At 60.3% G+C, this 26,009-nt stretch carries 23 protein-coding genes; 9 read left to right on the forward strand and 14 right to left on the reverse strand.

Annotation, left to right across the window (positions count from 1 at the left end; translation table 11 throughout):
* Positions 1-22: 22 nt before the first annotated feature.
* Together DLM_RS09825 and DLM_RS09830 are read right to left on the reverse strand one after the other, a co-directional pair.
* The gene (locus DLM_RS09825) at positions 23-742 is read right to left on the reverse strand and encodes a hypothetical protein (protein WP_145985822.1); all 720 of its coding nucleotides are present in this window, start codon (positions 740-742) and stop codon (positions 23-25) included.
* A gap of 1,458 nt (positions 743-2,200) precedes the next feature.
* The gene (locus tag DLM_RS09830; protein ID WP_089083242.1) at positions 2,201-3,826 is read right to left on the reverse strand and encodes a methyl-accepting chemotaxis protein; all 1,626 of its coding nucleotides are present in this window, start codon (positions 3,824-3,826) and stop codon (positions 2,201-2,203) included.
* Positions 3,827-4,760: 934 nt separating this feature from the next.
* Here DLM_RS09830 and DLM_RS09835 point away from each other — a divergent pair.
* A complete protein-coding gene (locus tag DLM_RS09835) occupies positions 4,761-5,300 on the forward strand; it encodes a hypothetical protein (protein WP_145985823.1) in 540 nt (179 codons plus the stop codon).
* A gap of 37 nt (positions 5,301-5,337) precedes the next feature.
* Here the strand turns inward: DLM_RS09835 and DLM_RS09840 are convergent, their stop codons facing one another.
* The 3 genes from DLM_RS09840 to DLM_RS09850 form a co-directional block, all read right to left on the reverse strand.
* Complete coding sequence (locus DLM_RS09840; RefSeq protein ID WP_089083240.1) at positions 5,338-6,075, reverse strand: anaerobic ribonucleoside-triphosphate reductase activating protein; 738 nt, start codon at positions 6,073-6,075, stop codon at positions 5,338-5,340.
* Positions 6,053-6,229 carry an anaerobic ribonucleoside-triphosphate reductase gene (gene nrdD / locus DLM_RS09845; RefSeq protein ID WP_119313223.1) on the reverse strand — a complete coding sequence of 59 codons (177 nt, stop codon included), beginning with the start codon at positions 6,227-6,229 and terminating at the stop codon, positions 6,053-6,055. Before nrdD ends, DLM_RS09840 begins: the two co-directional genes overlap by 23 nt.
* A 149-nt stretch (positions 6,230-6,378) precedes the next feature.
* Positions 6,379-8,100, reverse strand: coding sequence for a ribonucleoside triphosphate reductase (locus tag DLM_RS09850; RefSeq protein ID WP_089083239.1), 1,722 nt, complete (start codon positions 8,098-8,100; stop codon positions 6,379-6,381).
* 283 nt (positions 8,101-8,383) lie between these two features.
* Here DLM_RS09850 and DLM_RS09855 point away from each other — a divergent pair, with 283 nt between their 5' ends.
* The 8 genes from DLM_RS09855 (at position 8,384) to DLM_RS09890 (ending at position 19,097) form a co-directional block, all read left to right on the forward strand.
* Positions 8,384-10,177: a hybrid sensor histidine kinase/response regulator gene (locus DLM_RS09855; RefSeq protein WP_089083238.1), complete on the forward strand. Its 1,794-nt coding sequence runs from the start codon at positions 8,384-8,386 to the stop codon at positions 10,175-10,177.
* A gap of 178 nt (positions 10,178-10,355) precedes the next feature.
* Positions 10,356-10,961, forward strand: a complete 606-nt coding sequence (locus DLM_RS09860) for a response regulator transcription factor (protein WP_089083237.1) — start codon at positions 10,356-10,358, stop codon at positions 10,959-10,961.
* A 319-nt stretch (positions 10,962-11,280) separates the two neighbouring features.
* A complete protein-coding gene (locus DLM_RS09865) occupies positions 11,281-12,387 on the forward strand; it encodes an ABC transporter ATP-binding protein (RefSeq protein WP_089083236.1) in 1,107 nt (368 codons plus the stop codon).
* Between the two features lie 70 nt (positions 12,388-12,457).
* The gene (locus tag DLM_RS09870) at positions 12,458-13,483 is read left to right on the forward strand and encodes an ABC transporter substrate-binding protein (protein WP_231960143.1); all 1,026 of its coding nucleotides are present in this window, start codon (positions 12,458-12,460) and stop codon (positions 13,481-13,483) included.
* A gap of 111 nt (positions 13,484-13,594) precedes the next feature.
* Positions 13,595-14,863, forward strand: a complete 1,269-nt coding sequence (locus DLM_RS09875) for an ABC transporter permease (RefSeq protein ID WP_089083234.1) — start codon at positions 13,595-13,597, stop codon at positions 14,861-14,863.
* A 26-nt stretch (positions 14,864-14,889) separates the two neighbouring features.
* Complete coding sequence (locus DLM_RS09880) at positions 14,890-15,708, forward strand: ABC transporter permease (RefSeq protein WP_045845016.1); 819 nt, start codon at positions 14,890-14,892, stop codon at positions 15,706-15,708.
* Positions 15,709-15,901: 193 nt separating this feature from the next.
* The gene (locus tag DLM_RS09885; protein WP_167467083.1) at positions 15,902-17,452 is read left to right on the forward strand and encodes a FecR domain-containing protein; all 1,551 of its coding nucleotides are present in this window, start codon (positions 15,902-15,904) and stop codon (positions 17,450-17,452) included.
* Between the two features lie 4 nt (positions 17,453-17,456).
* Complete coding sequence (locus tag DLM_RS09890; protein ID WP_167467084.1) at positions 17,457-19,097, forward strand: CHASE2 domain-containing protein; 1,641 nt, start codon at positions 17,457-17,459, stop codon at positions 19,095-19,097.
* Positions 19,098-19,174: 77 nt separating this feature from the next.
* Here DLM_RS09890 and DLM_RS09895 read toward each other — a convergent pair whose 3' ends face one another.
* From DLM_RS09895 to lpxA, 9 genes are all read right to left on the reverse strand, one after another.
* Entirely contained in the window at positions 19,175-19,519 is a 345-nt protein-coding gene (locus DLM_RS09895; RefSeq protein ID WP_089083231.1) for a 2Fe-2S iron-sulfur cluster-binding protein, read from the reverse strand.
* Between the two features lie 2 nt (positions 19,520-19,521).
* Positions 19,522-20,715, reverse strand: coding sequence for a gephyrin-like molybdotransferase Glp (gene glp, locus DLM_RS09900; protein ID WP_089083230.1), 1,194 nt, complete (start codon positions 20,713-20,715; stop codon positions 19,522-19,524).
* On the reverse strand, positions 20,702-21,247 hold the full coding sequence (mobB, locus tag DLM_RS09905) for a molybdopterin-guanine dinucleotide biosynthesis protein B (RefSeq protein ID WP_231960144.1): 546 nt from the start codon (positions 21,245-21,247) through the stop codon (positions 20,702-20,704). Before mobB ends, glp begins: the two co-directional genes overlap by 14 nt.
* A gap of 83 nt (positions 21,248-21,330) precedes the next feature.
* Positions 21,331-21,549 carry a hypothetical protein gene (locus tag DLM_RS09910; RefSeq protein WP_089083229.1) on the reverse strand — a complete coding sequence of 73 codons (219 nt, stop codon included), beginning with the start codon at positions 21,547-21,549 and terminating at the stop codon, positions 21,331-21,333.
* A gap of 163 nt (positions 21,550-21,712) precedes the next feature.
* Positions 21,713-22,843 carry a succinylglutamate desuccinylase/aspartoacylase family protein gene (locus DLM_RS09915; protein WP_089083228.1) on the reverse strand — a complete coding sequence of 377 codons (1,131 nt, stop codon included), beginning with the start codon at positions 22,841-22,843 and terminating at the stop codon, positions 21,713-21,715.
* Positions 22,844-22,939: 96 nt separating this feature from the next.
* On the reverse strand, positions 22,940-23,446 hold the full coding sequence (locus DLM_RS09920; RefSeq protein ID WP_089083227.1) for a DNA-deoxyinosine glycosylase: 507 nt from the start codon (positions 23,444-23,446) through the stop codon (positions 22,940-22,942).
* Between the two features lie 9 nt (positions 23,447-23,455).
* A complete protein-coding gene (rnhB, locus tag DLM_RS09925) occupies positions 23,456-24,049 on the reverse strand; it encodes a ribonuclease HII (RefSeq protein WP_197715581.1) in 594 nt (197 codons plus the stop codon).
* The gene (gene lpxB / locus DLM_RS09930; RefSeq protein ID WP_089083226.1) at positions 24,046-25,230 is read right to left on the reverse strand and encodes a lipid-A-disaccharide synthase; all 1,185 of its coding nucleotides are present in this window, start codon (positions 25,228-25,230) and stop codon (positions 24,046-24,048) included. Before lpxB ends, rnhB begins: the two co-directional genes overlap by 4 nt.
* Before the next feature lie 2 nt (positions 25,231-25,232).
* A complete protein-coding gene (gene lpxA / locus DLM_RS09935) occupies positions 25,233-26,009 on the reverse strand; it encodes an acyl-ACP--UDP-N-acetylglucosamine O-acyltransferase (RefSeq protein WP_089083225.1) in 777 nt (258 codons plus the stop codon).

The following is a 26,009-nucleotide window of genomic DNA, read 5'->3' on the forward strand; positions in this document are numbered from 1 at the left end:
TGGTGATGCCCAACGTTCAAGGTCAGGGGCGCTGCACGGCTTTATTGCGCAGCGTCTCCTGCACCGCAGGGTCGGGCCTTATTGGCGTCCCGAAGAAAGACTTCTCGGCTTCCTTCCTCATTTCCGAGAACGGCGGCAGATTGTGTTCTTTCAAGAATAGCTTCGCAGCCTCAATATTGACCTGTGTCTGCCCCGACCATGGTTCGTTCCAATCTTCCGAAATATACAGAGCGGGCTTCTCGGAAAGAGGTTCTAGCCGGCCATCTCGCATAACCATTTCTTGCACCTGATGCAGATGAGGCCCAACGTAACCGGCGTTGTCGATTACCCACGAAAATTGGAGGACACGCTGTCCGTTGCGATCAGCAACGTGAAATCCATTGGCGAAGGTGATCGTCTCCGACGTATTGCTAATGGCGTCATACATTACCCCCGTTGTTTGGAACGCGCTGTAGGGGGTTAGCGAGACAACTTCAAGGCCTTCGATCTTTGTTGGATACGGCGTCTTGGTAAGCAGTTCTCCGCGAGGATTCAAGATCAATACGCTTACGAGTTTGTCGTAGTGCAGTGAATATATCTGGTTGGAAAACGTAACAACGACTTCCGGAATGTCGTCACCATCAAGATCGACGACCTCATATTCGGCAGAAGTAGGGATGCGAAAATCGGTCAGTGGCGCTGTCGGCGGATAGTCCCGAAATCGCTGGTCCTTGGCAGAGTGGAATATCTCAAGCGTCTTCATTGGACGCCGGTCCGATAGGATTGTGACTATGTCTGGCTCCCCCTTGGTAGGGTCTGGGTCCTGCAACCACTCTGGAACCGTGCGCCGATTGCTCTTAATCTCGACGGCTAACGGCTTCTTGAATTCAGCAACTCTTTCGGACCACTCCTTCAACGGCTTAATGAGATCCTGAAAAAATCCCGCCCAAAAGCCGATGACCGAAACAACGAGAACTAGCCCGCTAAGCGGTTGCCACCAATGTTTCGAGCAATACGGAAACTTCCCGGTGTTCTTGCAGCGTTGTTTAGCCTTTGTTATTCCGAAGCAGCGCATATCGTTATGAGGCCCAACGTGAAATATACACCTTTGCAGGTGTATATTTGGTTTGTCTGTGTATAACCAAGAATGATATGGATCGCCCCCGCTTTAATAGAGATGTTTTAGGCTGCTTTCAACATGACAGCAGCCTTCTTCTATCTGGTGTGCGATAGACGGCTGAGGCCGATCTTGAGGCCTCGGTCCCATATCTCGGCAATGACCGCTCTTGGCCGAAAGCAGTCATACTAGCACAATGGCATAGAATAATCTTGACCTTCATCTGGCGTGCTACCTGCACGGCGGGTCGCCTCTGCTTTGGGTACTTTCTTTTTGGCGAAACAAAAGTAAAGTACCTCGACGGCGGGGCGAGACCCGCGAAGTTGCATTTACCTTTGATTTTAAAAGAGAAAGCCGTGATGAAAATCCGCTCACGCGGATGATGATTTAAGTGCCGCTTCCGCGTGGCGGACGGGAAGGAGGGCTTGCCTGGCCAAGCCCTCTTTCACCTCCAAGGCCACCCAGCAAGCATGGCCTGCGGCTGCCCGACAGGCCCCGCCCGGTGCGAGGCGCGCCTGAACTCGCGATTAGCTAAGGTCAAATCGCTCAGACATTGCAGGCGATTACTTACCTCGCCCCGGCCCGCCCGTCGGCATGCTTGACGGGGCCCAGTGGGCGCGTCGGCACGGTGGTTTTTCAATGGGGGAAATGGATTTATTCGAGAGCGTTTCGCGGTGGATCGCCCCTTCGGGGCATCCACCCTACGCGCGGTGAAACGCAGCAGGCGCTCACGCCCTAAGCACTCTTCATGACATCGCTGTGTGATACAGGAGGTAAAAGTAGACATGCCCGCATTATGCGGGCATGGGCAGTACAAAAAATGCAGTCAGGGGCTCACTTTTAAGACGCTTGAAAACAATGAACACGGTTCAGTTGTTGTTTGTATAACACGGCGTGTATTTTCGTACCCACTCAGTAAGCAAAGACAGCGGGTAGGCAGAACTATTTAAACAGTGATCATGATCAATCGTTTTGGACACACTGGCTGTCAAGCCTGAACAGTCATGTGTGGTAAGGCTTACTTTTACTCCAGCGCAGCGCCAGAAAGCAGGCTAACTAGTGATAGTCAGCCTCTGCGCTTACATTAATCCAAGCACTGGCATTCTATAGCTGAAAACGCGCTGTAATACCTTGCAAGTCGTGGGAGAGCGCGCTGAGCTGAGCAGAAGTCGTCGCAAGCTCTTCCACCGTGGCGCTATTCTCTTCAGCCATCTGAGATACACGCTCCATGTTTTGTGCCAAGCTTTGACTGGCAATCCGCTGTTCACCTAGCGCATCGGTGATATTGGCAATGGTGCTCTCGATTTCATGCGTACTCGCACCAATACGTTCTATCGTTTGTGAGGCTAGCTCTGTACTGCTAGTCACGGCTTCTACGCTGCTCAAGCTAGAATTCATGCTACCTACTACCCGCGTGACACCTACCTGAATGGAGTTGATCATCTGGGTAATTTCCTGTGCTGATGAGGTGGTACGTTCGGCAAGTTTACGTACCTCATCTGCTACCACTGCAAATCCCCGCCCCATTTCCCCGGCACGGGCGGCTTCGATAGCTGCATTAAGGGCAAGCAGGTTGGTTTGATCGGCAACATCACGAATCACGGTGACAATACTGTCAATTTTTTGTACTTCGCTACTAAGAATATTCATCTGCGTGGAGGTACCACTAACGGCTTGGCTGACATCCTTGATCCGGGCAACAGAATCGATCACTTCCTGGCCACCATCTCGCGCCAAGCTACCCGTTTGCAAAGACTGACGCTTGGCCTCGTCTGAATTATCGGCCACGTGGTTGATGCTGACCGTGAGCTGTTCGATAGTTGCAGCCGCTTCTGAGGTGGCCTCGGCCTGATGTTGCGCTCCGCCGGCCACTTGCTCGGCCATGCTGGATAGTTCTCTGGCGGAGTCGGAAACATTGTGCGCATTCAACTGGATTGCTTGAACAATCTGACGCAAGCCAGTACGCATTTCCTGTAGACCACTAGCGATCTTTATCGCTTCATCGCGTGCGGGAGGATATGTTTCATCATGTCCAGTCAGATCACCCTGGCGAATTTTTTCTACTAATTGGGCAGACTTCTGCAGCGGCACCGTAATGAGTCTGGCAATGAAGAGAGCGCTACCAATAGCGAGTAATAGCGCAATTCCGCCTACGGTCAGCATGTTGACCCTAGCACTTTGGTACGCACGGGAAGCATCCTGAATAGACTTCTGCATTTCCTCTTCTTGCAACGAGGAAAAATCTTTCAGGCTTGCCATGAAGGTATTGTTAGCTGGCGCAACTTTCTGCTTAACCATTTCCGCTGCTTCAACAGTTTTGTGAGCACGAATCAGGGGGTAGGTTTGTTCCAGAGCCGCACTCAGCGCCTTGTTCTGCTCTTTCAATTTTTCAAAGAGTTCCTTACCTTTCGCCGTAGAAAGGAGAGACTCCACCTTGCCCATATCATCGTCCTGAGACTTGTCCAGGCTTATCACTTTCGATATATACCCTTCGGTATCTTCGGTACTGAAAATGATCGCATTACGTATTTCTCGGGCCATATCGAGCGATTTGGCCGTCACACTGTGTACAAGGGCTATCTTGGGATAGCGATCCTGTGTCATGTCAATAATTTTGCTATTGATGGTTTGCATGTTCACAACGGCCACACCCAGCAGGATGGACAACAGCACAATCATCAGGGTGAAGCCCCCCAGCAGTTTTTGCCTTACAGAGAACTGACTAAACATAAAATTCCTCGCCTTTAATGTTTAATTTTACCTACACCGATACAAATTATTTCAATCGGCGCTTGATTTTAGGTTACTTATTCGCAACTTACTAATTAGTGAAGCAGAAAATGAAGGCAATACGTTGCCAAATGAAATTTTTGTGCAATTAAAATATTGATATGCACAATTTATAGTAGCCACATGAAACCAAGGTGTCTAGCCAGCTCAATTTATTTGAAAAGTATTACAATAATTTTCTTATAAAAATAATAATGTCTTTGATTTTATTCACGCTTTAATCATTTGGCATTTTTGCGGCAAATACTGCCATCCATGCTTTAAATTAGATAATTGCTTGATTTTGCAGGAGGCCCACCAGCAAAAAGCCAGCAGCAAGGCATGCGGCGATAGTTGTCGCATCCCGCGACAATGTTTTGAGCAAACGTATCTGGAAACTTGCCACCACCCATCAGGCAATGGCGCAGACATCGCGGCCAGCAACGCTGTGCTGGCCCTCCCTTTCGAGCAGTTTCCGCCCTACCCGCCCATCGCTAGAGTGTGCCGCTGGTGCTCAACACACCATCTCGAAGCGGTTGCCGTACCCGAAAGCTTGACGGCATTTTTACGTCCATCGGTTTTGTCATTGTCCGTTTTTGTGGACAATGCGCAGCTTATGGCCGGGTAGCGTGCAGTCATACAATACTCGGGCAACCGGGAAAATCTGCAGGCCGTCTTCGAGCGGTGTTGAAGTACCTGGCCACCCTCTCAACAGGGGTGACTTTCAACGTACTCGAAGGAACCCGCTTCATGACAACGCACCCCCCCCCAACACCCGCCTCCCCTTTGCTGTTACTACCACGGCAAGCCGCTGCATATTCGGCACCACCACGGCCAATGGTGGCTGCACAGCGGCGATGTGCTGGCGGTCATTGGCCGTCGGCTGGGAAGCCGCATGCAGCAATTACTGGCGGCAGACCCGACCCGCGAAAACACCGCAGAAACTGAAGACATCAAGGAATACTGGCCCGCCACGGCACTGCTGCGCGCCTTGCGTCGCAGTGGCAAGCCGCTGGCGCGGCAGTTGCGTGACTGGTTGAACAGGGAGCTGCTGCCGGCACTGGCGCAGTTACCGCCTGCCGCGCCGCGTTGGGAGCAAGCGCTGGCGCTGGCGGCGGAGGCCGGGGTGCAGGTGAGTCATGCGGTGTTGCAAACGGTATTGGCGCAGGGCGCGCGCTGGCAGCATTCGCACTGGTTGCTGACGCTGGATTACACACCGGATCACCCCTTGCGTCATGCGCATGGCCGTTTGCTGGGGCTGAACAGTTCGGCTACGCCCTTGCAGGCGCTGGCGCAGCAGATTGCCACGCCGCCGGGCATCTCTGCCGATAATGGCGAGTTGCTGGGGCTGGCCGCCGCCTGCCATCAGCGCTTGCACAGCCGTCTGTCGCGGCAGTTGCTGCGACAGAGGCAGGGTCAAAGCTGCCCGGCTTGAAGTATGGCGCGAGTGCGCAGACGGTAGTGCGTGAAAACTAGGCGTGACGCCAGCCAAACTGGCAAAAGCGCCGCTGCCAGTCGTCCAGTACCGCCTGTCCCGGCCATTGTGCGGCGTCGAACAATGGCTGGCCTTTGGCATCCCGCCCCTGTTGCAAGGCGGCGTGGGTGACGCCCTTGGCCTGCAGGCTTGCCGCCAGCTGATGCAGGCTGTCTGCCGTCATCAGGCGTGGGTCCAGCGTGGTGCGGCATTCCAGCGCGGCACCGCCGTCCGCTACCATGTCCAGCGCGATATCCAGCGCCTGCCACATGCGCGCCTCGCTGCCGGGCACGCCGGTGACGGCATCCACCCCGCCGGGCGCGGCCTTGATGTCGAGGCCGATCCAGTCCACCAGGCCCTTGAGTGCCGCCAGTCGCTGCGGGTAGATGCCCGCCGTATGCAGGCCGATGGCCAGGCCCAGTTGGCGGGCGTCCTGCATCCAGTCGGCCAGTTGCGGGGCCAGCGTGGCTTCGCCGCCGGAGAATACCACCCCGTCCAGAAAGCCCACGCGTTGCGCCAAGACCGCGCGGGCCGCGGGCCAATCCAGCACCCCGGCGCTGCGTGCCTGCAGCGTGGCATTGTGACAATAGCCGCAACGCCAGGGGCAGCCGGCCACAAACACCGTGGCCACCAGCCGCCCCGGCCAGTCGCAACTGGAAAATGGCTCGATGCCGGCCAGCGGCAGGCAGCCCGCGCCGGCCGGTGCAGCCGCCTCAGTGATGCAGATGCTGTTCATCAAAATGCACACGTTCGGCAAATTCGCCCTGCTTGCCGGTATTGAAGGCGGATACCGGGCGGAAGTAGCCCATCACGCGGGTCCATACTTCGCAGCGGGTGCGCAGGGACGGGTCCAGTTGTTCCGCCGGTTTGATTTCGGTTTGATGTGACATATTGTTCTCCGGTGAGAGGGGAAAAATGAGGCGCGGCTAACAAAACGGCCTAGCGCCCCTGGGCTAAGGCGCGCTGACACAGGCCGCCCGGCGCTGGGGCAAGGCGGCGCAGCGCAGCAGCAGGTTTGTGCCTGGCTGCGCCATGCTGTTTAGCAGCAGCCGGGCGCGCTGGCTGCCGTGCTGCGGGCCAGCAGTTCGGCATCGCACTTGGGGCAGAATTCGTGGTGGCCAGTCAGGTAGCCATGCCGCGGGCAGACCGAAAACGTTGGCGTCACCGTGATATAAGGCAGGCGGAAGCGTTGCAGCGAGCGCTGCACCAGTTGCTTGCAGGCCGCGGCAGAGCTGACTGCCTCGGTCATGTACAGGTGCAGTACCGTGCCGCCGGTATAACGGCGCTGCAGTGGCTCCTGGTGCTGCAAGGCCAGGAAGGGGTCATCGGTATGCCCGGCTGGCAACTGGCTGGAGTTGGTGTAGTAAGGCTTGTCCAGCGGGCCGGCCTGCAGGATGTCGGGGTAGCGCTTGCGGTCTTCGCGGGCAAAGCGGTAGGTGGTGCCTTCGGCCGGGGTGGCTTCCAGGTTGTACAGGTGGCCGGTGTCTTCCTGCATTTGCACCATGCGGGCGCGGATGTGGTCCAGCAGCGCCAGCGCCAGTTGCTGGCCGGCGGGGCTGCTGATGTCGTCGCGATCACCGGTGTAATTGCGCACCAGTTCGTTGATGCCATTCACCCCCACGGTGGAGAAGTGATTGCGCAGCGTGCCCAGATAGCGCTTGGTGTAGGGGTACAGGCCATCATCCATCCAGCCCTGCACCCGTTCGCGCTTGATTTCCAGGCTGATGCGGGCCAGTGCCAGCAGACGGTCGGTTTCGGCCAGCAGGCCTTCCCAGTCACCCCGGAAGCGATAGCCCAGCCGCGCGCAGTTAAGCGTAACCACGCCTAGCGAACCGGTTTGTTCGGCGCTGCCAAACAGGCCGTTGCCGCGCTTGAGCAGCTCGCGCAGGTCCAGTTGCAGGCGGCAGCACATGGAGCGCACCATTTGCGGCTCCAGGTCGGAATTCAGGAAGTTCTGGAAATACGGCAGGCCGTAACGCGCGGTCAGGTCAAACAGCAAATCGGCGTTGGCGCTGTCCCAGTCAAAATCCGGCGTGATGTTGTAGGTGGGAATGGGAAAGGTAAACGCCCGGCCATGGGCATCGCCCGCCCCCATCACCCGCAGGAAGGCGCGGTTGATGCGGTCCATTTCCGGCTGGCAATCGCCATAGCAGAAGGGCATTTCCTCACCGGCGATGATGGGGATTTGCCCGGCCAGGTCCACCGGGCAGGTCCAGTCGAAGGTGAGGTTGGTAAACGGGGTTTGCGTACCCCAGCGCGAGGGGACGTTAAGGTTGTAGACAAACTCCTGCATCGCCTGCTCTACCTGGGCATCACTCAGCGCATCGCGTTTGACAAAGGGTGCCAGATAGGTGTCCACGCTGGAAAATGCCTGTGCGCCTGCCCATTCGTTTTGCAAGGTGCCAAGGAAATTCACCATCTGGCCCAGGGCGGAACCCAGGTGACGCGGCGGCGCGGATTCCACCCGCCCCGGCACGCCATTGAAGCCATCATGCAGCAACTGACGCAGCGACCAGCCGGCGCAGTAACCGGCCAGCACGTCCAGATCATGCAGGTGGAAGTCTGCATCGCGGTGAGCCTGCGCCACCTGCGGCGGGTAGATGCCATCCAGCCAGTAGTTGGCGGTGAGCTTGCCGGCGGCGTTGAGTATCATCCCGCCCAGGCTGTAACCCTGGTTGGCATTGGCAGAAACACGCCAGTCGGCGCGGCTGAGGTATTCGTCCAGCGTGGCAAGCGGATTCACCAGTACAGTATTTTTCATAACAATATGTAGTGATTTAAAATTTCAAAACACTATATATTGATTTTTCTGCCACGGCAGCGCTGACAGAAAAAGACTTGATCCGTATCAAGCGCAGCCCTGCCCCACGGCCAAGCCACGTTGGCCGGCGCACCCGCCAGCACCGCATGGCTGACCAGCGCGCAGAACGGTCAGCTCAGCGGACTATAATGGGCTGCAACACCCGGCCGCCGTCCCCTGGCGGCACCAACCTTGAGATAAGCAGATAAGCCCAGGCCCACGGCCTTGCGGCGGCACACTATTCATGATCAGCAATCTGCAACCGTCATCGCAGGAAAAAGTGCGCATCGAACAGATCCGCCTGCTGCTCAATAATCTGGGCAGCTCGGTGCTGCCCGGCATTCTGGTGGTATTGCTGGTGGCCTATGCCTTGCAACACCAGGCCGACCCCTTGCGACTGAGCGGGTGGTGCGTGCTGGTGATTGCCTCCAAGCTCATCGACATTGTCGACGCCCGCCGTATTCTGGCCCGGCCCATTCTGCCTGCCGCACTGCCCAGGCTGCGGCGGCGTCTGGTACTGCTGCACGCCATCGACGGTGCCGCCTGGGGCAGCCTGATGTGGGTGGGTCTGAATCCGGCATCGCCGCCAAGCTGGATTCTGGCCATTGCCGTGCTGTCCGGCGTGGCTGGCAATTCCATGTCCATCCTGTCGCCCGTGCTGCCGGTGTTCATCGGCTTCATTTCACTGGAGCTGGGCATGATCGCGCTCAAGTCGCTGTTATCGGATGCGCTGGCGCTAAACACGCTGGGGCTGGCTGCCATCATGTATCTGGCCACCCTGCTGATGCAGGCGCGTAATAGCGAACGCGCCGCGCGTGGGGCCATCGAACTGCGCTTTGAAAACCTGGAACTGGTAGACCGGCTGCGCCAGGCGTCTGCCGAATCGCGCCGGGCACAACAGGAGGCAGAGCAGGCCAATCTTGCCAAGTCGAAATTCCTGGCCGCCGCCAGCCACGACCTGCGCCAACCCATCCACGCGCAGGGGCTATTTCTGGAAGTGCTGGGCAAAACCGCACTGGATGCCAGGCAGCAAAGCCTGCTGGCCAATATCCAGAGCGCCACCAATGCCTCGGCGGAAATGCTGCACAGCCTGCTGGATTATTCGCGGGTGGATGCCGGGGTGATCACCCCGCAGCTGCAAGCCTTTGCCCTGCAGCCACTGCTAAACAAGATGGAAAGAGAGCTGGCACCGCTGGCCAACACCAAGGGGCTGTTCTACCGCAGCCGTGACACGGCCGAGGTGGTGATGTCCGACCCGTCGCTGATCGAGCTGATCCTGCGCAACCTCATCAGCAATGCCATCCGTTACACCCAGCACGGCGGCATCCTGGTGGGCTGCCGCCGCCGTGGCGACCAGTTGTGGCTGGAGATATGGGACAGCGGCATTGGCATAGCCGCGCAGCAACAGCAGGAAATCTTTGACGAGTTCCACCAACTGGGGAATCCGGAACGCGACCGCAAGAAAGGCCTGGGCCTTGGGCTGGCCATCGTGCGCGGCCTCACCCAACTGCTGCAACACCCCTTGCGTGTAGCATCGCGGCCAGGCCGCGGCAGTGTGTTCCGCCTTGGCCTGCCACGCATCGCCACCGCCAGCCCGCTGCCAGCGGCAGCCGCGCCGGCAGTCGGCATCAGCCAATGCCTGCCCAAGGCCACCGTGCTGCTGATCGAGGATGACGATATTGTGCGCAGCAGCATGGTGCTGCTGTTGCAAAGCTGGGGCTGCCAGTGCATGGCGGCAGAGTCGCTGGACGCTGCCCTGCCCTGGCTCAATCACAAGCAACCGGACTTGCTGATCAGCGACTACCGGCTGCGTGAACAAAAAAACGGCAGTGATGCCATCCACGCCATCCGCCAGGCGGTGGGCCGCGACATTCCGGCCCTGCTGCTGACCGGCGACACCGCCCCGGCCCGGCTACGCGAAGCCAGCGACAGCGGCCTGCCCTTGCTGCACAAGCCGGTTGCCCCCGCACAACTGTACGACAGCCTTAACCAGCTACTCAGCCAACAGCCGTGCGCGCCGCAAGGCAGCGCACAGTAGAAAGGCTTTGCTTTTTTCTGAAAAAAGCACATATTTGCCAAGCCGGGAATTTCCATCCACTTGACATGGCAGGCCATGCCAGTGGACGCCACCGGCCCGGATCGCCCCATGCCCAGGCTGCACCAGCGGTTCAGCCTGCATAGCCCGTAGCTATTCCTTATCAGACGACCCATGCACCATGCTTAGCGCCAGACTGCTTCTCATCGACGACCACGCCCTGTTTCGTACCGGCCTGCGCCTGGTACTGGAAAACAACGACAAGGTTGGCAATATTCTTGAAGCCGGCACCGTGATGGATGCCATCCACCAGTACGGCAGCACGCCGGTGGACATCATCCTGCTGGACATCCAACTGCCCGGCCTGAACGGCTTGGATGGCGTCACCGTGCTGCGCCGACATTTCCAGTCGGCACGCATCATCATCCTGTCGGCCAGCCCGGAGCTGGCCAGCGCCACACCGGACATTGCCGGGGTGCTGGCCAAATCCGCCAGTGTCGAGCAGATTGACCAGGCGCTGGAACGCTGCCTGCGTGGCGAGGCTCTGATCGACGCGGCACCGGCCAAGGCGGCAGGCCGCGGCTCGCAACTGACGCCGCGCCAACTGGAAGTGCTCAGCGAGCTGTGCCTGGGCCGCTCCAACAAGGCCATTGCCAATAGCCTGGGCCTGTCGGAAAACACCGTGCGCGTGCATGTGGCCGCCATCCTGGAACAGTTTGGCGTCTACAGCCGTACCGAGGCGGTGCTGGAAGCGCAGCGCCGTGGCCTGGTACAGGTAATGCGCTGATGCGCTGGCAGCCCCGCCACCACCGACGTTCACAAGCTTGCGCGCCCTGCTAGGCGCGGCATGGCACTGCTGCCGGGCTTTCCGGGCAGCCCGCAGGGCATTGCCGGTGGCCGCTACCTGGACCGGAACCTTCCCGCCCACCGCCATTGCTGCGCCAGCGCTAAGGCTGCCAGCGGCTGAAACATGCTGATGGCGTGTAGGAATCGCCCTACAGGACTACAGCATTTATCCTGACAGCAAAATCCGCCGCTGGCCGATATCCGCACTGTCATGCGGTTTTTACAATTCAGTCATCACCATTTAAACAACAGGAGTGGTCATGGCTGAAACGAGTGCAAGCGACATCCTGGTCCGCTTCAAGAACGTACAAAAGAGCTACGACGGCGAGACCCTGATCGTCAAAGACCTCAATCTGGATATCCGCAAGGGTGAATTCCTTACCCTGTTGGGACCGTCCGGCTCCGGCAAGACCACCAGCCTGATGATGCTGGCCGGCTTCGAGACCCCCACTGCTGGTGAAATCATGCTGGGTGAGCGCTCGCTCAACCGGGTGCCGCCGCACAAGCGCGACATCGGCATGGTGTTCCAGAACTACGCACTGTTCCCGCACATGACCGTGGCCGAAAACCTGGCCTTCCCGCTGAAGGTGCGCGGCATGGACAAGACCGACGTCACCGAACGGGTGAAGCGCGCGCTGTCCATGGTGCAGCTGGACAAGTTTGCCAACCGCTATCCGGGCCAGATGTCCGGTGGTCAGCAACAGCGTGTGGCCCTGGCCCGCGCCCTGGTATTCGAACCGCAACTGGTGCTGATGGACGAACCGCTGGGCGCACTGGACAAGCAACTGCGCGAACACATGCAGATGGAAATCAAGCACCTGCACGAACGCCTGGGCGTGACCGTGGTGTACGTCACCCACGACCAGAGCGAAGCGCTGACCATGTCTGACCGCGTGGCCGTGTTCCACCAGGGCGAAATCCAGCAGATCGACAGCCCGCAAAACCTGTACGAGCACCCGCGCAACACCTTTGTGGCCAACTTCATCGGCGAAAACAACCGCCTGCACGGCAAGCTGCTCAGCCGCGAGGGTGATCGCTGTACCGTGGGCCTGGAAAACGGCGAACGGGTGGAAGCCATGGCCATTCACGATGCCGCGCCCGGTGCGCCGGTGTCGCTGTCCATCCGTCCGGAGCGCATCAATCTGAATGTGCAGCAGGAGCAAAACCGCTTCTCCGGCCGTATCCGCGAATTCATTTACCTGGGTGACCATGTGCGCATCCGCCTGGAAGCATGTGGCAATTCCAGTTTCATCATCAAGCAGCCTATCGCCACCCTGGACCCCAAGCTGTCCGTGGGCGACGTAGTTTCCCTGGGCTGGAATGTAGAACACGTAAGAGCGCTCGATCCTGTCGCAGTGGCCGAGTGAGTGCGTGCGAGTGAGTAGCGTGTAGCTGTAGTCCCAAAACAATATGGAGAACTATCAAATGAAGAAATGCATGAAAGCTCTTTCGCTGGCGGTAGTGGCAGCATGTTGCGCTCAGGCTGCCCAGGCAGCTGACCTGACCGTGATTTCCTTTGGCGGTGCCAACAAGGCCGCCCAGGAAAAGGCCTACTACGCACCCTTCACCAAGGCCACCGGCATCAAGGTGGTTGGCGGCGAATACAACGGCGAAATGGCCAAGGTCAAAGCCATGGTCGACACCAAGAGCGTGTCCTGGGACGTCCTGGAAGTGGAATCCCCGGAACTGGCCCGCGGTTGCGACGAAGGCATGTTTGAAAAGCTGGACTACAGCAAGATCGGCAACAAGGCCGACTTCGTACCGGGTGCCGCCCAGACTTGCGGCGTAGGCATCTTTGTATGGTCCACCGTGCTGGCCTACAACGCCGACAAGCTGAAGGTTGGCCCGACCAGCTGGAAAGATTTCTGGGATGTGAAGAAATTCCCGGGCAAGCGCGGCATGCGCAAAGGTGCCAAGTACACCCTGGAAGTGGCCCTGATGGCTGACGGCGTAGCGCCGAAAGATGTGTACAAGGTTCTGGCCACGCCGGCTGGCGTGGACCGCGCCTTCAAGAAGCTGGACCAGCTGAAGCCGAACATCCAGTGGTGGGAAGCTGGCGCACAACCGCCGCAATACCTGGTATCCGGCGACGTGGTGATGAGCTCGGCCTACAACGGCCGCATTGCCAACACCCAGAAGGAAGGCAAGAACCTGAAGATCGTCTGGAACGGCGGCATGTATGACTTCGACTCCTGGGCCATTCCGAAGGGCTCCCCGAACAAGGACGCTGCACTGAAGTTCATCGCCTTTGCCAGCAAGCCGGAAAACCAGAAGGTGTACTCGCAGAACATCGCTTACGGCCCGACCAATAAGAAAGCCGTACCGCTGTTGGACAAGAAGCTGGTTGCCGACCTGCCGACCGCCCCGCAAAACATCAAGAGCGGCGTAGCCGTGGATGTGGCGTTCTGGGCTGACTACGGCGAATCGCTGGAACAACGTTTCAATGCCTGGGCTGCCAAGTAAGCAGCTGCAACACGCATGACTGCTGCCGGATAGTTTACCGGCAGCAGGCCCGCCCCCTCGGGGGTTCATCCCCAGGGGGTTTTACCCCTTACCTGATCCGGAGCCGGAAGAATGACCGCTTCCTCTGCACCCACCACCGCTGTCGCAGCCACCCAGCCGGAGGCCGGCCGTTCTCTGAAGCAGAAACTGGCCCGCGCCGAGCGCATGAACAAGCTGAAATCACAGCTGCTGATTCTGCCGCTGGTACTGTTTATCCTGCTGGTATTCGTGCTGCCCATTACCAGCCTCTTGTTCAAGAGCGTCAACAACCCCGAAGTGGTTGACGCCATGCCACACACGGTCAAGGCCATTTCCAGCTGGAGTGGCCGTGCCCTGCCGCCAGAAACGGTGTATGCCGCGGCGGCACAAGACATCCAGCAAGCTCACGACGACCAGAAACTGGGCGATCTGGGCAAACGCCTGAACATGGAAGTAGCCGGCTACCGCAGTCTGCTCAACAAGACTGCGCGCGCCCTGCCGATGGACCCGCCGCCCAAGTCCTACAAGGAAGCGCTGACCAATCTGGACGAACGCTGGGGTGACCCGGCCTACTGGCAGGCCATTCGCCGCAACACCAGCACCCAGACTCCGTTCTACCTGCTGGCCGCCATGGACCACCGCGTGGACGACCTGGGCGAAATCAGCCGCTCCTCGCCGGACCAGGCCATTTATCTGGACATCTTCACCCGCACCTTCTGGATGAGCCTGGTAGTCACCGCCATCGCGCTGGCCCTGGCCTACCCGCTGGCCTACCTGCTGGTGAATCTGCCCACCCGCACCAGCAATCTGCTGATGATTCTGGTACTGCTGCCGTTCTGGACCTCTGTCCTGGTACGGGTTGCCGCCTGGATCGTGCTGCTGCAATCGGGCGGCCTGATCAACTCCACCATGCAATGGCTGGGCATCATCGATCACCCGCTGCAACTGGTGTTCAACCGCACCGGCGTGTACATCTCCATGGTACACATCCTGCTGCCCTTCATGATCCTGCCCATCTACAGCGTGATGAAAGGCATCTCGCCCAGCTACATGAAGGCTGCCATCTCGCTGGGCTGCCACCCGTTTGCCAGCTTCTGGCGCGTGTACTTCCCGCAAACCGTGGCCGGTATCAGTGCCGGTGCGCTGCTGGTGTTCATCCTGTCCATCGGCTACTACATCACCCCGGCCTTGCTGGGTAGCCCGAACGACCAGATGGTGAGCTACTTCGTGGCCTTCTACACCAACACCTCGATCAACTGGGGCATGGCAACCGCACTGGGCGGCCTGCTGCTGGCCGCCACCATGATCCTGTACATCGTTTACAACTGGCTGGTAGGCGCCAAGAGCCTGCGCCTGGGCTAACCCTCACCCTTCACGGAGACATAACCATGCTGAACCCGACCATGTCGCCCATCGAAAAGGTGTGGCACTACGTTCTGCGCATTACCAGCGGCCTGACCCTGCTGTTCCTGATCCTGCCGGTGCTGGTGATCATTCCGCTGTCCTTCAACGAAGGCTCTTTCCTGGTATACCCGCTGACCGGCTTTTCTTTCCGCTGGTATCAGGACCTGTTCAGCGCACCGGAGTGGATCCGCTCCTTGCAGAACAGCATGATCGTGGCCCCGGCCGCCACCGTGCTGGCCATGGTGCTGGGCACCCTGGCTTCCATCGGCCTCACCCGCGGCGAATTCCGTGGCAAGGGCATCATCATGTTCCTGCTGATTTCGCCGATGGTGGTGCCGGTGGTGATTGTCGGCGTGGCCAGCTACCTGTTCTTTGCCCCGCTGGGCATGGACAACAGCTATACCACGCTGATTCTGGAACATGCCGCGCTGGGCGTACCCTTTGTCATCATCACCGTGACCGCCACCCTGCAGGGCTATAACCACAACCTGACCCGTGCGGCGGCCAACCTGGGTGCCTCGCCCATCACCACCTTCTTCCGCATCACCCTGCCGCTGATTGCGCCGGGGGTGATTTCGGGTGCGCTGTTTGCCTTTGCCACTTCCTTCGATGAAGTGGTGGTAACGCTGTTCCTGGCCGGGCCGGAACAAGCCACCCTGCCGCGCCAGATGTTCAGTGGTATCCGCGAAAACCTCAGCCCCACCATTGCGGCGGCGGCCACCCTGCTGATCGGCTTCTCCATCCTGCTGCTGTTGACGCTGGAATGGTTGCGCGGCCGCAGCGAGCGACTGCGTACGAGCTGACAAACAGGCATTTCTTCATCTGCTCCGTCCTTTGCAGACACTTGCAGGCCAACCCTTACAGGTTGGCCTTATTTTTATCACAAAAATAAAAAAACCCCTGCTCATCGAACCACGCACTGTTGCATTCCGCTGCCAGCAGCTTACCATGCGGTTATTCTGCGTTACTTGCGCCCATTTTTTAGCAAGACTGTCCATGAGAATAATCCCATTTGTATGCACTATTTTACTGTTTAACTCGGCACATGCTGCCTCAGGCATTGACAGCGCCCGCTGGGAATACCTGGTCAAACCCGGCGACTCGCTGTGGACCTTTGCCGACCAGCATCTGTCCTCCGCCGCCTATGTACCACGCCTGCAAAAGCTCAATCGCATTGCCGATCCCTACCGCCTGACGCCGGGCAGCCGCATCAAGGTGCCCTACGCCTGGGTAAGACAGCAGCCTTCCAGCGCCCAGATCGAGGAATTCTCCGGCGAGGTCAGCGCCCATGATGCGGCCGGCAAGCCCATGCCCATCAGCAAGGACATCCGCTACCCCAAAGGGGTGCAATTCCAGACCGGCAACGATGCCATGCTCAAGCTGCGCTTTGCCGATGGCTCCACCCTGCTGCTGAATGCCAATACCACGGCACAGCTGCAAAACGAGATTTACTACCCCAGCACAGGCTCGGCCAGAACCGAAATCAAGCTGGACAAGGGCAATACCGGCAGCGCGGTGATTCCCAACATCCTGATGCCGGGCCGCTACCAGATCCGCACCCCGTCAGCCGTCACCACGGTGCGCGGCACCGAATTCCGCGTCAGTGCCGAAACAGCAGACAGCACAGCCACCGAGGTGCTGCGCGGCAAGGTGAATGTCAATGCCAGCAAGCAAGGACAGGTGGACGTTCCGGCCGGCTTTGGTGCCATGGCCTCCGCCAATGCCAAACTCGGCCAACCGCAAGCCCTGCCGGCAGCGCCGGACCTGAGCAGCCTGCCAACGGCCAGCAGCTTCAACCCGCCCTTGCTGCACTGGCAAGCCGATCAGCAAGCCGTGGCTTACCGGGTGAGCGTGCGCGGCCCGGGTGAACACGGCAAGCAAATTGCCGAACGTACGGTGCAACAAGCACAGCTCTATGCCGCTCTGCCGGAAAACGGCGAATACCGGCTATCGGCACGCGCGCGCAATGCCACCGGCCTGGAAGGCTACGACAGCAGCCGCAGCTTCACGCTGCAAGCCTATCCGCAACCACCCTTGCTGCAAGCTGGCGACGGCGTGCAGGAAATCCGTGGCAAGTCGTTTTCCCTGCGGCTGAATGCCAGTCCGACACAGCCACTGCAATGGCAACTGTCGCGCACGGCGGACTTTGCCAGCATCAGCCTGCAACGCACGCTGACCGAAGCAGACAGCACCATTGAGCTACCCGACAAGGGCGCATGGTTCTGGCGTGTGGCACGTCTGGATGCCAAGGGCCAGCCCGGCCCCTACAGCGATACCCAGGCCATCCAGGTACGTGGGCTGTTTTCCGCACTCAAACCCGCGGTACCATCGCTGCTGGCGCGGCGCTACCCGGTGGCAGGCGCGCGTTACACGCTAACCCTGTCCGACCAGGCCGACATGAAAACCATCCGCTACCGCGACAGCAGGGCTCAGCCGGTATGGCCGCTGGCACAACTGCCGCAAGGCCGGTATTTTGCCCGCCTGGAAGTCAGTGGTGAGCATGGCTATCAGGCCATTGAAGCCTTCGAAGAAGTCCAACTACGCTAAATCCATGCCAGCAGACACATCCAGACCCTTATCCGGCAATGCCAGGCTATGGCAGTTGCTGCCGCTGCTTGCCGGGCTTCTTGGCCTGCTACTGACACTGACCGGGCCGCTGCAGCGGCTGGATAACTGGTTTTACGATGCGGCACTAAGCTGGCACCGACTGGACAAGTCGGCTGATGACCCCATCGTGATCGAAGTGGATAACCGCAGCCTGGCAGAGCTGGGCCGTTGGCCCTGGCCCCGCGAGCTGCACGCCCGGTTGCTGGATCAACTGCGCTATGCGCGTGCGGTTGGGCTGGACATTGCCCTGGCAGAGAGCACGCTGAGCAATGACAAGCCCGATCAGGCTCTGGCCGCCGCCATGCGTCGCAATGGCAAGGTGGTCAGCCCGGTGTTTCCGGAAAGCAATGGCCAGGAACTGACCGAAACCCGGCCATTGCCACTGTTCGAGGCCGCCTCGAACCGGCTGGGCCACACCGATTTCGAACGCGACAAGGATGGCGTGGTGCGCCGTACCTATTTGTACGCCGGACTGGGCAGCCCGGACCATCCCGGTTTCGCCCGTGCAATACTGGATGTGGCGCAGGGCAAACCAGCCGCACCACCGGTCCCGGTTTTCCACGGCCACAACGAACCATGGGTACGCGCCGACGAGGTGATGGTTCCGTTTGCCACCGGGAAACCGCCCTTTGAGCGGCTGTCCTATATCGACGCGCTGTCCGGTGTCGACAAGGAATACTTCCGCAACCGCATTGTGCTGATTGGCGTTACCGCCGCCGGCCTTGGCGACATGCACGGCACCCCGATTTCCGGCAATTCCATCGGCATGCCCGGCGTCATCATCAATGCCTATCTGCTGCGCGGGCTGCAAGATGGCAAGCTGCCCCGCCCCCTCGGCCTGCAAGGCCAGGCCCTGCTCACGCTACTGCTGATCGCGCTGCTGGACTACAGCCTTGCACCGCGCGGCCAGCAGCGCAATGCATTGCTGGTTTATGCCGCCGCCGCCGCACTGGTGGCAGCAGGCAGCATACTGCTACTTGGACTGGGCCGGCTCTGGTTTGCCCCGGTCTGCAGCATGCTGATGCTGCTGCTGTGCGGCTTTGCCCGCTTTATCTCACGTCAGGCCAGCCTGCAAACCCTGGCCACCACCGATGGTCTGACCCAGTTGGCCAACCGCCGCCATTTTGACGAAGTATTTCTGCCCTGCATCGAACGCCATCGCCACAGCCACCAGCCGCTGGCCTTTATTCTGCTGGATATCGATCACTTCAAGCTCTACAACGACCAGTACGGTCATTACGCTGGCGATGTGGTGCTCAAACGGGTGGCCCATGTGCTGCAGGACGCCTTCAAGCACAAAGGCGCGCTGCCGGCCCGGCTGGGCGGGGAAGAATTCGGGGTTCTGCTGCCGGGAACCGGCATGCAGGATGCCGTGGATGCCGCCGAAGTCTTCCGCCAACGCCTGGAAGACCTGGACTTGCCGCACGATGGCAGCCCCTTGCAAAAAGTAACCTGCAGCATTGGCGTGGCCGCCCGCATTCCACAGCCAGACGATACCGCCCAAAGCATCTATGAAGCAGCCGATGGCGCGCTATACATTGCCAAGCGCTCAGGGCGCAATGTGGTCAGCCCGGCATCCAGCTGAATCTTCTGCCGGCAACAAAAAAGCCACGATCTGCATCGTGGCTTTGCCTTGACCGCCCCCGCCCCAAACAACTGGCGTCAGTCCTGCGGGCAGAGCACCTGCCAGTCCTGCTCTCCCACCGGCAGATGGCAGGCCAGCCGCCAGCCACTGGAGATGTCCGGCCAGCTTTCCGCCCCCGCCTGGGCCGGGTCGATCAGACCGGCGCGCAGCAACACATTGCGCTCCTTACGACTTGGCATCACCGGCTGTGCCGGGCCGTCATGGCGGATGCGGACCTTGCAGGTGCCGCAGGTACCCTGCCCACAACGCCAGTGCAAGGGGACATCGGCCAGGCGGGCCACATCCAGCAGCACCTCACCGGCATTGGCCGCCACCTCGGCCAGCAATTGGCCCTCACCATCCACAAAACGCAGCAGCGGCATGCTTAATCTGCAAAAGCAATCAAGGCCAGCATATCGCCCGGACTCACTTGCTGCCCTGGCGCCAGACGCACCAGGCCATCGGCCCAAGCACAGGATGTCAGCACGCCGGAGCCCTGATTGGGATAGCGCTGCAATTGCCACCGGCCATCCTGCTGCACCAGCTTCACCCGCAGGAATTCCTCGCGCCGGGTGTCCGGGCGCTCCCAGGCAAAGCCGGCCGGATAGTGCGCCACCGGCTGCGTGTCGTCTTGCTGCAAACCGGCGCAGCGCTGCAGATAGGGTTTGACCAGTACCTGGTAGGTAACAAAACCGGAAACCGGATTGCCCGGCAAGCCGATGAAACCGGCCTGACCCACCTTGCCGCTGGCCAAGGGTTTGCCCGGCTTGATGGCAATCTTCCACAGATCCAGACTGCCCTCGGCCTCCACCGCCGCCTTGACGTGATCTTCCTCGCCAACCGACACCCCGCCGCAAGTCATGATGACATCGGCCAGCCCGGCGGCATCCTGCAGGATTTCCCGAGTACGGCTGAGCGAATCCGGCACAATGCCAAGATCAGTCACCTCGCAGCCCAGGCGCATCAATTCGGGCACCAGCCAGTAACGGTTGGAGTTGTAAATATGACCGGCTGCCAGCGGCTGCCCCGGCTCGGTCAGTTCGTCACCGGTAAAGAACACCGCTACCCGCAGCGGACGATAGACTGTCAACGTTGCCACACCGATGGACGCAGCCAGCCCCAGGTCCGCCGCCGTCAGCAACTGCCCGGCGGACAGCACGGTGGCTCCGCGCAGGATATCCTCGCCGGCGCGACGGATATTCTGGCCCGGCTTCACCGCCTGGCTGAACAGCACCTGGCCATCAGCCTGCAGCACAGCCATCTCCTGCATGACCACCGCATCGGCACCGGCAGGAATGGGCGCACCCGTGAAAATGCGCGCCGCCGTACCGGCTTGCAAAGGCTGCGGCTGGGTGCCGGCCGGAATACGCTGTGACACTGGCAAGGGGCCGCTGCCATCGGCGCAGCGCAAGGCATAGCCGTCCATGGCGCTGTTATCCTGCGGCGGCACATCAACGCCGGCCAGTACCGGCTCGGCCAGAATACGGCCCAGCGCCTGCAGCAGGGGCAGGGTTTCGCTGGTACGAACAGGCTGGGCACGCTGCAACAGCCAGTCGCGGGCTTGATCAACGGTGAGCATCTTGACGGGTTTCCAGAAGGGCAAGAATGAAACGGGCCACACCGGCAGCATCATCACGCCGGAAGCGGGGCAAATCGGTAGGGATCGCGGCATCGCTCACCAGGGCCAGCACGGCAGGATCCTGCAGGCACAAGGGCGCGTGGCCCAGGGCCGGATCATACACTTCCAGCCGCGGTACCGGCTCGTGCTTGAAGCCTTCAGCCAGCACCAGGTCGCAGGGACGCAAGGCTGCCACATGCTCAGCCAGCGGTGCATCGTTGCCATGCGGCATGGTTTGCACCAACAGGCGACGGCGGGCTCCGGCCAGCAATACCTGGCGCGCACCCGCCTCGCGGTGACGCCAGCTATCCTTGCCGGGCTGGTCCCAGTCCACATCGTGGTGGGTATGCTTGATCACGGCAACATCGATGCCTGCCGCGCACAACAAGGGAATGACCTTTTCCAGCAAGGTGGTCTTGCCACTGCCGGAATAACCGGCAACACCCAGCACATACATGATGGCGACATCCGATAAAAAGGGGTTGGCCGGCATGATAACATGCAGGCCAACCCCTATCTTCCATCTGTGGAACTAGTTCCTCCGAGTGTGGCGCTAGGCTGCCGCACTCCGGCGGCTCAAGCCACCGCGCGGGCCAAGGGTACAGACTGTCCCTCCACCTGCTCAAAGCGCTTCCAGTCCACGATCATCACCTGGCTCAGGCCACAATCCATGGCCAACTGGGCTTCAATCTCCTCCAGCACCTGATGACAATGAATACTGCCATTGATGGCAACCTCGGCACGACGCATGACAGTGTCGTCAGGCGTAACAAACCAGATGCAATAGCGACTCATGCTCCCCCTCCTCTCCTGCAGGATGCTCAACAGTATCAATATCGGTGCAAGCGGCTTGAAACTGCAAGTTTTCAAGCCCTCAAGACCTGCTCTGCCGTGCCTTGGTACGGAAAACGCCACAGAACATGCATCGATGCTTGCCATGTACCGGCTGGCAAGCTAATCAGGCCCCCAGCAGGTTTTTCTTGCTCAATGGTGCGGCACCGGCAATCTTGGCAACGGTAGCGCCACGGGTGACATAGGGATGGCGGGCGAAAACATAGAACACGCCATCGGTGCCGGCGCACAAGGTGGTGGTGCTGCCGCTGATGGGATCAATCACATCCGCAATGGCATCGCCAAGCTGCACCACGCTGCCCAGCTCGGCCCGCATCACGATCACCCCGGCATGCGGTGCAATCAGCGTCTGCGAACCCTGCAGCGGCGTTGCGGGGTGAGGCAGCGGCGGCACGGCCACGGGTGTGGCAGCCGCTATCACACCACGCCCGGTCAGATAACGCACAATGGCCTGGCTGTCTTGGCCGGCCAGGGTGTAATTGACATCGCCCTCGCCGCGTAACTCCACGGTGACGGCCACGCTGTCGAACGGCACGGGAAACTGCGGCAAGGCGGCGCGGATTCTGGCCCAGGGCAGGAAGATAGCCTCGTCAAACGGCATCACACCATATTCGTCAGCCAGCAGCGAGGTAGCGCACTGCAGGTGCGCGGCCAGGTCTTCCACCAGCGGCCAGTGTTCGCTGTGCGCGTAAATATGTACCGGCCCGGCAAAATCGCAGTGCAGGTCCAATACCAGATCCGCATCCACTGCCAGCAGGTGCAGGGTCTGGCGCAGGCTTTGCAGCTCGCTGTTGACAGCCTGGGAAGCAATCACGCTGCGCAGCGCCTGGCGGATGATGCTGCGGTTGGCATCCACATCCGCGCTCAGTTGTTGTGCCAGTTGGGGAATGATCTGCGCCGAGGGCTCACTGTACAGGCGGTTGAAATTTTCACCGGTTTCCAGATCAAACCGTCCCTGCGGCTGATAGTGCAGTTGCTGGGCAAGGCCGATGGGGTTGGCCACCGGCACCAGCACGATTTCCGCCTGCAGCAGCCCGCGCGCTTCCAGGTCGGCAAACTGCTGGCGCAGCAGGTGGGCCACCAGCATGCCGGGGATTTCACCCGCGTGCAGGCTGGCCTGGATATACACCTTGCGCGGCCACCCGCCGCTGCCGCCCGTCGGACCAAAATGAAAACTGGTAATGCTGCGCTGGGTGCCCAGACTGGACGATAGCAGCGGGTGGGTTTCGGTACGCATTGGGGCTCCTGTTGCAGAGGGGGCAAATGGCAAAATCAAGATGCCACAGCACACCACAGCAGCGCAGAGACTTCAAGAAAAACCTGCAGCGGCAGCTCAGGGCCGGTGCAATGCTTCGCGCAGCGGCAGCCACTGCGCCAGCTTGCTGGCATAGGCCATGGTATGGGCCGGGCTGGAAGAAGGCAGATTGAACAACTGCAGCCGCCCGGCCAGGCCGGCCAGTTGGCGGCGACCGATGCCGGCAGCCGTGGCACCATTGAAGGCAACCGCCTGCAGCCTGGGCAGGCCATGGCACAGTGCCGTCAGGTCATTGGCGCTGGCGGCGCGGATGGCGGTGTCCAGACTGCCGCGGCGCTGCGCCTCTGCCACCACATCCCACAAGCCGACGCCCTGTGCCTGCATGGCCGACAAGCGCTGCAGATAAGGCATGGCGGGCAGATCCAGCCCCAGCACCTCGCCCAGCAAGCGCCAGAACTGATTACGCGGGTGGGCATAGTACTGCGCCGCTTGCAGCGAGGCATCGCCGGGCAAGGAGCCCAGAATCAGCAAGCGGGTTTGCGGGTTCACCACCGCAGGAAAGCAGGATTTGGCACTATCGCTCATGGCAGGCCGCTAGAATAGCTGCCCTTGCTGGCGGGCCAGCCAGGCTTTGACCGGGCCGAAGGATTTGCGGTGCTCGGCCAGTGCGCCGTACTGCTCCAGCGCGGCCAGATGCTCGGCGGTGGGATAGCCCTTGTGGCGGGCAAAACCGTATTGCGGGTATTGCGCGTCCAGCGCCACCAGTTCGGCATCGCGCGCGGTCTTGGCCAGGATGGAGGCGGCGGAAATGGCCTGCACCTTGGCATCGCCCTTGACGATGGCTTCGGCTGGCAGGGCAATCTGCTTTGGCACGCGGTTGCCGTCAATCAACACCTTGCCCGGCCTTACCGCCAGCCCGGCCACCGCCCGGCTCATGGCCAGCATGGTGGCTTGCAGGATGTTGATCTTGTCGATTTCCTCCACGCTGGCACTGGCAATGCACCAGGCCAGCGCATCGCGCTTGATGAGGATGGCCAGGGCATCGCGCCTGGATTCGCTCAGCACTTTGGAGTCGGCCAGCCCGGCAATCGGCCGGGCCGGGTCCAGAATCACCGCGGCGGCAAACACGGCACCGGCCAGCGGGCCGCGTCCGGCCTCGTCCACGCCGGCAATCAGCAGCTCGCTCATGCCGGCTGCGGCTGACATCCCGCTTCCTGCAATACCGCCGTGGCCGCCAGTGCCGCCGTATCGGCCAGCAGCGACTGATGCAGATCGCCAAAAGTCTGCAGCACCTCGGCCCGTGCGTCCTTGTCCTCGTACAGGCGCTTGACCTCAGCCGCCAGCTTTGGCGCGGTGGCATCTTTCTGCAGCAGCTCCGGCACTACAAAGCGGCCACACAGGATGTTGGGCAGTCCCACATAGGGCAGCTTGATCTTGCGCTTGACCAGCAGATAAGTGAGCCAGGACAGCTTGTAGCTGATCACCATCGGCCGCTTGGTAAGCGCCACTTCCAGCGTGGCCGTGCCACTGGTAACAAGCACCACGTCGCTGGCAATCATCGCCATTTGCGCATGGCCAAACAGCTTGCGCAGCGGCAAGTCCCAGGCCTTGTGCTGTGTCAGCATGCGATCGAACAGGTCCATGGTGGCACGGGTGGCCAAAGGCACCAGAAAGGTGGCATCGGGATAATCGCGCAGCAGCAGGCGGGCCGCTTCGATATACAGCGGTGCCATGAATTCCAGCTCGCTTTTGCGACTGCCCGGCATCAGGGTGAACACCGGCCCCTGACGTGGCAGACCCAGTTGTTCGCGCATGGCCAGTTGATCCGGCTGCATGGGAATTTCGCTGGCCAGCGGGTGGCCGACAAAATCAGCCCGCACTTTGGCCTGTTGATACAAGGCCGGCTCCATCGGGAACAGGCACAGCACGCGATTGACGGCGCGGCCTATCTTGTAGATGCGTTCCAGCCGCCATGCCCACACCGAGGGGCTGACGTAATGGATGGTGGCAATGCCCTGCTTCTTCAGCGCGGTTTCCAGCGCCAGATTGAAGTCCGGCGCATCCACCCCGATAAAGACATCCGGCTTCTCCGCTTGCAACTGTTCGCGCAGATTGCGCCGGATGCGCAGCAGCTCCGGCAGGCTGCGCAGCACTTCGGCGTAACCGCGCACCGCCAGTTTTTCCTGCGGCACCATGGAGGTGAAGCCGCGCGCTTCCATACGCGGGCCGCCGATACCGGCAAATTCGATATCGGCATGACGGGCCTGCAAGGCATCCATCAGATGGGCGGCCAACAGGTCGCCGGAGGCCTCACCGGCCACCATGGCCACCTTGAGCGCGCCTTTGCGTTTGAACAAGGGTTCAGACATGGTTAGCGGATGATGCCTCGCTCAGACTGGGCAAAGAAGCGGGTAAACGGCTCCAGCTCGGCATGGCCTTGCTGGGCTTCGGCCAGAATGGCCTCCTTGGCCGCGTCGTACTGCAAGCCCTGGCGGTACAGCGCCTTGTAGGCATTGCGCACCCGGCGGATCTGCTCCGGGGTGAAGCCACGGCGCTTCAGGCCCTCGGCATTGATGCCAGCCGGCACCGCACGATTACCATGTGCCATCACATAGGGCGGCACATCCTGCGCCACTGCGCTGGCAAAGGCGGTCATGGCGTGATCGCCAATAATGGCAAACTGGTGAACGCTGGTGAAACCACCCAGAATCACCCAGTCACCGATATGCACATGGCCGCCCAGCGTGGCGTTGTTGGCAAAAATGGTGTTGTTGCCAATCTGGCAGTCATGCCCCAGATGCACATAGGCCATGATCCAGTTGTTGTTGCCCAGACGGGTCACGCCCACATCCTGCGCGGTACCGATATTGAAGGTGCAGAATTCGCGGATGGTGTTGTTGTCGCCGATTTCCAGCCGGGTAGGCTCTCCGGCGTACTTCTTGTCCTGCGGGATGGCACCCAGCGAGCTGAACTGGAAGATACGGTTGTTCTTGCCGATGCTGGTATGCCCTTCAATCACCACATGCGGCCCCACCCAGGTGCCGCTATCGATGCTGACATCAGCACCGATGATGGAATAGGCTCCGATTTCAACATCAGCAGCAATATTTGCCTTGGGATCGACAATCGCGGTCGGATGAATGGCCAT

The sequence above is a fragment of the Aquitalea magnusonii genome (assembly GCF_002217795.2).
Lineage (GTDB): Bacteria > Pseudomonadota > Gammaproteobacteria > Burkholderiales > Chromobacteriaceae > Aquitalea > Aquitalea magnusonii_B.